The organism is Zhongshania aquatica, assembly GCF_027257955.1.
In the GTDB taxonomy this organism is placed as follows: domain Bacteria; phylum Pseudomonadota; class Gammaproteobacteria; order Pseudomonadales; family Spongiibacteraceae; genus Spongiibacter; species Spongiibacter aquatica.
Genome location: NZ_JANZNQ010000007.1, coordinates 213140 through 220496 on the forward strand (window position 1 = coordinate 213140; position 7357 = coordinate 220496).

At 50.0% G+C, this 7357-nt stretch carries 9 protein-coding genes; all 9 read right to left on the minus strand.

Annotation, left to right across the window (positions count from 1 at the left end):
* Positions 1-211: 211 nt before the first annotated feature.
* Genes O9X78_RS09635 through atpD form a run of 9 tightly spaced genes read right to left on the minus strand, consistent with a single transcriptional unit; the run spans position 212 to position 7088 of the window.
* Entirely contained in the window at positions 212-1114 is a 903-nt protein-coding gene (locus O9X78_RS09635) for a F0F1 ATP synthase subunit gamma (RefSeq protein WP_332108522.1), read from the minus strand.
* A complete protein-coding gene (locus O9X78_RS09640; RefSeq protein WP_269619432.1) occupies positions 1111-2733 on the minus strand; it encodes an alternate F1F0 ATPase, F1 subunit alpha in 1623 nt (540 codons plus the stop codon). Before O9X78_RS09640 ends, O9X78_RS09635 begins: the two co-directional genes overlap by 4 nt.
* A 10-nt stretch (positions 2734-2743) precedes the next feature.
* Positions 2744-3652, minus strand: coding sequence for a F0F1 ATP synthase subunit B family protein (locus O9X78_RS09645; RefSeq protein WP_269619433.1), 909 nt, complete (start codon positions 3650-3652; stop codon positions 2744-2746).
* Positions 3653-3655: 3 nt separating this feature from the next.
* Positions 3656-3919, minus strand: coding sequence for a F0F1 ATP synthase subunit C (locus tag O9X78_RS09650; protein ID WP_269619434.1), 264 nt, complete (start codon positions 3917-3919; stop codon positions 3656-3658).
* Positions 3920-3928: 9 nt separating this feature from the next.
* Complete coding sequence (locus O9X78_RS09655; protein WP_269619435.1) at positions 3929-4618, minus strand: F0F1 ATP synthase subunit A; 690 nt, start codon at positions 4616-4618, stop codon at positions 3929-3931.
* Positions 4608-4925 (minus strand): ATP synthase subunit I, encoded by a 318-nt coding sequence (locus tag O9X78_RS09660; protein ID WP_269619436.1) that lies wholly within the window; start codon positions 4923-4925, stop codon positions 4608-4610. Before O9X78_RS09660 ends, O9X78_RS09655 begins: the two co-directional genes overlap by 11 nt.
* Entirely contained in the window at positions 4918-5271 is a 354-nt protein-coding gene (locus O9X78_RS09665; protein ID WP_269619437.1) for an AtpZ/AtpI family protein, read from the minus strand. The genes O9X78_RS09660 and O9X78_RS09665 overlap by 8 nt, the downstream gene beginning before the upstream one ends.
* Positions 5261-5656, minus strand: coding sequence for a F0F1 ATP synthase subunit epsilon (locus tag O9X78_RS09670; RefSeq protein ID WP_269619438.1), 396 nt, complete (start codon positions 5654-5656; stop codon positions 5261-5263). The genes O9X78_RS09665 and O9X78_RS09670 overlap by 11 nt, the downstream gene beginning before the upstream one ends.
* Positions 5643-7088: a F0F1 ATP synthase subunit beta gene (atpD, locus tag O9X78_RS09675; protein ID WP_269619439.1), complete on the minus strand. Its 1446-nt coding sequence runs from the start codon at positions 7086-7088 to the stop codon at positions 5643-5645. The genes O9X78_RS09670 and atpD overlap by 14 nt, the downstream gene beginning before the upstream one ends.
* Positions 7089-7357 lie beyond the last annotated feature (269 nt).

Here is a 7357-nt window from a genome sequence, read left to right on the forward strand (position 1 = left end):
AGGCAGTTATGTTTCAATTTTCGGCATAGTTACAAGGGGCGATACGCAGATTTTAATTTAATGGATCTACTTTCAGTTTCTTGAGTGGTATGAGCAGTTGTTTTCAGTGCAGCTAATTCAGTCGTCTCGCGGTAAAATTGGTGTTCACCATAGTTTCATTGCATTTACACGCAGTTCTGACCGGCTATTATTTGAATTCGAGATATGTTCTTTACACATTACTCCCCGAAATGACATCGAACATTTCCGCATCAATCCCTGCTTGTCTTAGGCGATGATAATTTACTTCCAGTTCGCTCAGTAATTCGCTGATGTTTTTTTCAGCTCTTTGCATGGCGGATAATCGGCTAGCATTTTCACTGGCGAGGGATTCAGCGCTGGCGCGAAAGAGAGATACAAAAAGGTACTCGCGAATAAATGCGCCTAAAGTGGCGCTGCTTTCACCAAGTAGTTCTGGCGCGTTGTTGGTGGGCCACTGTTTTTTGGCAAGTTCTTCACACCATGGTTGGTTGAGGGGGAGAAGGTTTTGGTTTACAGGTGCGTACACTGCGCTATTGCCGGTTTGGTTATAAAACAGCTGGACGTCACTTTGTGCGCTTAGCGGGTATATGGACTCAATATCAAGCAGTACTTCCCCGATCAGTGCTGTAATCGCTTTGACAGAATTTGGTACATCAAAATGTCTTTGTGTCGTAATCCCCATGTCATTGAGCCGCTCGTTTAACCGTTCGCCAATCACCCAGACGAGGGCTTGTGAGGTTTCTGACTTTTGAGGGGAGATGAGTGATGGCGATGTTGCTTTTGCAAGCTCGGCGATGCGGTCGTTGAACTGCCCAACGAGTCCTTGGTCAGTGCCGAATAGGATAATACAGGCGGGCTGATTGGTATGCGTTGCCGAGTTATTCACTGGAAATAAGCCAGGCTGTCGGAAGCACGCCCCCAAGCCTCGTTCTACCGTTTGGTAATAATCAGCTAGTGCCGCGACTGCGCACTCGTAGTCGCCAATACTGGATGCCGCGACCGCTTTCATGGTGCGAACCACCGATTGTAGGCTAGCGGCACTGCTGATTTTATGCTTTAAACTCGCGGTAGTGTCGATAAGTTTGGCTCCTATTCTGGCGCTGTGCCAGCGTTATCTTCAGTGTTTTTTTGTGGCTCAGTGATGTCAGTTTCGCTGACGATAAACCTCGCCAACGCTGCTTTTGCGAGATCGACAAGGGTTTGAGTTTCTTCGTCGCTAATGCCTTTAACTGATTCGATGTTATCTCGTATGGTTTTGGGGATATCTTTCGCAGTGATTAGTAGACTATTTTCTGCCTTGGGCATACTTGCTAGGGGTATGGTGTCGAAAAGGCCTTCTTTGACCGCGAGTAATATTAAAATTTGTTCTTCGACTGAGAAGGGCGTGCATTCCGCTTGCTTAAGACTCATTCGTACGCGCTGACCGTGATCAATTACTTTTTGGCTTGCCGTGTCTACCCGAGCGCCAAATCGCGAGAAGGTTTCCAGTTCTTCAAATTGGGCGTAGGTCAGTTTTAAATTGCTGGCCACGGTGCGATAGGCTTTGCGCTGTGCCTTACCGCCAACCCGAGATACAGATCTGCCCACATCCACAGCGGGTAAAATACCGAGCTCAAAAAATGACGGTGATAGGTAAATTTGGCCATCGGTGATGGAAATAAGATTGGTGGGGATATAGGCAGAAATATCCTGTGCTTCGGTTTCTATGATCGGCAGTGCAGTTAGCGAGCCGCCACCGTGATCGTCATTTAGATGAGTAGCGCGTTCCAGCAAGCGGGAGTGGAGATAGAAAATATCACCGGGGAAAGCTTCGCGGCCGGGCGGACGTTTGAGCAGTAATGAGAGTTCTCGGTAGGCGCGGGCGTGCTGGGTTAAGTCATCGTACACAATGACGACGTCTCGTCCCGCTTCCATAAACGCTTCGGCGATGCTGGTTGCCGCATACGGTGCTATATAACTGAGTCCCGGTGGTGAACTACCTTCGGCGACGACTACCACAGTGTATTCCATCGCGTCATGTTGTCGAAGCGTGGCAATGACCTTGGCGACGGATGCGCCGCGCTGCCCGATGGCGCAATACACACAAAGGACGTTTTTACCGCGCTGGTTCACAATGGTATCAATGGCCAGTGCGGTTTTACCGGTTTGTCGGTCGCCTAGAATGAGCTCGCGTTGGCCGCGGCCTATAGGAATTAAGGCGTCGATGACTTTTATACCGGTTTGCAGTGGGGTGGTTACCGGTGCCCGATCCATAATGGGGGGGGCGGGGCGCTCTATGGGTAAACGGATGTCGCCATTGATAGGGCCAGCGTTATCCAATGGCTCCCCCAGTGGATTTATTACTCGCCCGAGTAGGGCGTCACCTACGGGTACGTCCATCACGCGGCCACTGCGCTGAACTTGGTCACCCGCCTTGAGCTTCCAGTAATCGCCGAGTAGTACCACGCCGACTTCGTCTTCGTCGATATTAAATGCGATACCGAGTAGACCGTCGCGGAAGTGAATAAGCTCCTCAGAGCCTACGTTGGGGAGACCGGAAACGGTGGCGACGCCGTTCGCGTTGTGGATGATACTGCCAACCTCTCGCGGACGAAGTTGCATCTTGAAGTCTTTGGTGGCTTGTCCAATATTCGTAAATGTGTGTTCCAACATATTTTCAAGGTCGTCGGATGTCGCTGTGTTTGGAAGCGTATCGCGTTCTGCTGACGTCATATTAGAAAACTCACGAAGTGCTGTTTGATACGTTTGTTTCAGGTTTAGGCTTTTCTTCCGGTTTGGGGTTCTCCTCGCTCGACGATATCGCTAGCGTCTGCTGCTCAATCCGAGCTCTGTCTAGGTGATTAGTAATATCGTCTGTTACGGCGGCCTCTAAGGTGTGGAGATATTCAGCAATGCTCCAGCCTACTTTAAAGCCATTGGCAGAAAGCTCGATACCACCGACTAAGTCTGGGGATTGCTCAAATATAAGCTGATTGTTCTCGCCCAAAAAATTATTCAGGGTTTGGGTTATGGTGTTTTTTTGTTCCGCCGGTAGGGCGTTACTGGAAATGACTTTGATCAGTGACGTGGGATGTTCGGGATGAGTGCTATCTGGATCTTGCTTTGTGGATAGCGTAAAGGCCGCATGCAATGCGCTTTTCTGCTCCTCATCCATATCGCGCAATTGTTTGGCAAATACCGCCACCATTTGTGATTCAATATCGACCGCAGCAAGATCACGCAGGGCTTTTTCAGCGATGGCGAAAATTTCCTTTCGCGCCGTGTTGCGCACCGATTCCTGTAGCGCTTGCATCTTGTTTTGCAGTGCACGCTGTTGTTTGGCTTCTAGAGCGGCTGCGTTTTCACGGGCTTCTGCCATCAAACGTTGACGCTCTGATTTTGCTGCGTCAGTCGCCTCGCTCAACAATTGCTCGCGCTGTTGTAAAAGCGCTCTGTTCTTGTCGTCAAAGCTGACTTTGGCCTCGCTTGCCTCGCGACTGATTTTATCTGCGCGAGCCAATTCATCGGCAATTTTTTTCTCGCGAGCATCAATGGCATTGAGAATGGGGTGGTATAGAAAACGCTTCATCAACCACACCAAAATAATAAAGTTGAGGACTTGCGCGCCGACCGTGAACCAATCAATAAGCATGACCTATTGTCCCGCAGTCCAAAAAGGGTTGGCGAAGAGCAGTATCATTGAGACCACAAAACAATAAATCGCGGTGGACTCGATCATGGCCAAACCAACAAATAAGGTGCGGGTAATGGTGGCGGAGGCATCGGGTTGCTGCGCTAGAGCGGCTAGGGCACTGGCGACGGCTTTACCTTCACCTAATGCGGGCCCCATGGTGCCAAACCCTGTGGTTAAGCCAGCCATCACAATGGAGGTAACGGCGATAATAGTCATACTATCCATAAAAAATCCTCAGCTTGAAGTGGGAGTTGTACGCGCGGTTGTGCGCGCAGCAGCGGCGATATACACCGCGGCCAGAATACTAAAAATATAAGCTTGTACCATGCCAGTGAGCAGCCCTAATAAGGTCATAACAATCGGGAAAATAAACGGTGTGATAGTGAGCAGAATGGCGAGAATCATCGCGCCACTCATCATGTTGCCAAACAGGCGCACAGCCAGCGCCAAGGTGCGAGATAACTCGCTAATCAGGTTGAAAGGCAACATGATAATGGTGGGTTTGGTATACGATGATAAATAGGCTTTGATTCCTTGCTCGCGAATTCCAAAAAACGGCACAACCACGAATACACATAGTGCTAATGCGGTGGTAGTTGAAAGTGATCCGGTGGGTGGCTCAAAACCGGGGAGAATAGTGCACAGGGCCGATGAGGCTACAAATAAAAATAGGGTGCCTAAAAATCCAAGATAGTATCTGGGTTTTGGCAGTCCTACTTCCTCAATTTGGCTCACAATATTGGTGACAATAATCTCTAATAAATTCTGCCAGCGGCTGCGTTCGTGCGTTGTCGATAAGTGCCGAGTGATAAGCAGCGAGCCGAGACCTAAGCCGAGCATGATTAGCCAGGTAAATACAATGGTTGCGTTAAGCTTGATCCAGCCTAGTTGCCAGTAAATGATTTCGTCTGGGCTAAGGTGCATGGTGGGTGTTTCCCTGTTCGCTGATTTTGTCGCCAGAAGGCGGTATTTTTTTCCACATCGGAAATATCACACCGACGATCATAAAGGCCGTCACGCAGCTGACGAGACGTTGCCAGTGGCCATCGTTGACAAAATAAAATCCTGTTAGCACCACAGCTACGCGCAGGACAAAGCTGGTAAAAAACCACAGGGCAGGGCGTTGCGAATTTAGGCCACGGCTTACGGTAAGGTAAAGACCGCCATAAAAAAACAATCCGAGACCAATACCGGCGACAGCGGCCAAACATAATGCTGCAATACTATTCATCGGGCCTTTTTCCCCTGTTTTGCGTGGTCTGATTGGCTTGATCATGCATGTCCCGTTGCTCCTTTCCCACCCAATGCCAGGCATTGAAACAGCCTAGACATAGTCCCACCATGAGTAGGGCCAACGTGTAGGTGTGGTCACCGGGATAGTGTTTGTCTAGCCACACGCCGAGGGTGGCACCCAGCAGTGTGGGAACAGCTACCGACCAACCGACTAAGCCCATCATACCGAGACCAAACCAAATACCCGGCGTATCTACTTGTTGTGCTCTCAATTTACGCGCAGCCTTGCTGCCTACGGTGTCTGAAAACGGTGTTCTTGCGTCGCGCGGTTCCTTAGGTGTCATTACGGAAGGCCGATAGTCGATGAATAAAATCACTTTCCATTTTCTGGTAGACGGAGTGAACGTTTTTGTCCTGTATGCTCTGTTGTAAAAAATCGCGTTCAACGGTGTTGTGCAACTCATTAAGGTCGTTGCCGGCAACAGCATGTCGCACCGAAATTGACACGTCCTTACCTGTTTTTACTAACACACCTTCATCTACTGCGACATAGACATCCTCTTCGCCGCGACGTTGGTAGGTCAAGATGCCGGGCACAATTGAGGCAACACAGTCGAGCCGCTTAGGAAGTAAGCCGAAACTCCCTTGATCAGTTTCGACAACGATGCGTTCGATCTCATCAAGGCTTTTGAAAACCCCAAAGGGCAGCAATACCTTAAGGTTCATCATGGGTGGGCGTCACTTTTTCGAGCTTCGTCTTGTTGGGTTTGGATTCTGGCTCAAGATTGGCTTCGTCGATGGTGCCGATCATATAAAGAGCTTGCTCCGGTAGGTCACTGAACTCATCCCGCAGGATTCGTTCGCAGCCTGTTAGTGCGTCTTCAAGAGCCACTAATTTCCCCGACATGCCGGTAAATTGTTCGGTGGTAAAAAAAGGTTGGGTAAAGAATCGTTCCAGTCGTCTGGCGCGGGCTACTACCTTGCGATCTTCCGCCGACAATTGCTCTAAGCCGAGCATGGATATGATGTCTTTTAGCTCCGCGTATTGCGCTAGGGTGCGGCGAATTTCTTGCGCCAAATTGTAATGCCGCTCGCCTAAGATACCTGGCGTCGCCATTTTTGAATTAGACAGTAGTGGATCGACCGCTGGATAAAATCCTTCGCTAGCGCGTTTTCGAGACAGGACAATAGACGCCGAAAGGTGGGAGAAAGTATGTACCGCAGCGGGGTCGGTAAAATCGTCTGCGGGCACATACACTGCTTGAATCGACGTAATGGCGCCGGCTTGGGTATTGGCGATGCGTTCTTCTAAGCTGGCTAGCTCTGTTGCCAACGTAGGCTGGTAGCCGAGACGCGAGGGCATTTGTCCCATTAACCCCGAGATTTCCGCACCAGCTTGAATAAAGCGAAATATATTGTCGATCAATAGCAGCACATCGCGGTGTTCTTCATCGCGAAAGTGCTCAGCCATAGTGAGCGCGGCGTGGCCGACGCGAAAGCGACTGCCGGGCGGCTCATTCATTTGGCCAAACACCATCACCATATTAGGCAATACGCCAGCTTCACTCATTTCTCGATGCAGTTCTTCCCCTTCGCGGGAGCGTTCACCAATGCCGCAAAAGATACTGACGCCGTCGTGATGGCCCACCATATTGTGGATCATTTCTGCCAGTAACACGGTTTTACCCACACCGGCACCGCCAAATAAACCGGCCTTGCCGCCGCGCTCTAAGGGGGCTAGCACATCTATAACCTTTATACCGGTGAGAAAAATTTCGGCTTGGGTTGAGCGGTTAATAAGTTTAGGCGGGGTGTTGTGTACGGACTTCCACGTGACGTTATCTAGCGCAGGGCCACTGTCGATGGTGTTGCCAAACACATCAAACATACGAGAGAGAATTGCGTTGCCGACGGGCGCCAACAATGGTCCGCCGCTGTCGTCTACCGTCATGCCTCGCGCTAAGCTTTGGGTCGGTGTTAAGGCAATACCACGAACGGTGTTGGCATCTAGATGAGTTCTCACTTCTATGCGAACACTGGCATCGCTGGTGTTCAGTAGTGTAAAAATGGGTGGTAGAGATTGAGCAAAGCGAATATCCACCACGCTGCCGCGCACCGAAATGACAGTGCCTTGGTTTAGCGGGGCGACCTCTGTGTTCATTCGCGAAATCCTTTGTCCGTTTACATGACACTGCGTGTTTAAAAGCACAGTGTGTAATTGCAAATTATGGAAGATATTCGGCGGCGATCAGTTATTTCGCATCGATGTTCGTATTGCGGTGCTATCTCATCAGCGCACTTAACTATTAACCCGGCGGATTTTGGTATCTGTTATGCGGCATAACGAATTTTCTCGTGCTTAAAATATTTGCGGACACGATGTGGCTTCCGTTGCAGCATACGCATGTGCTTCGATACCTTCTGTTTGAG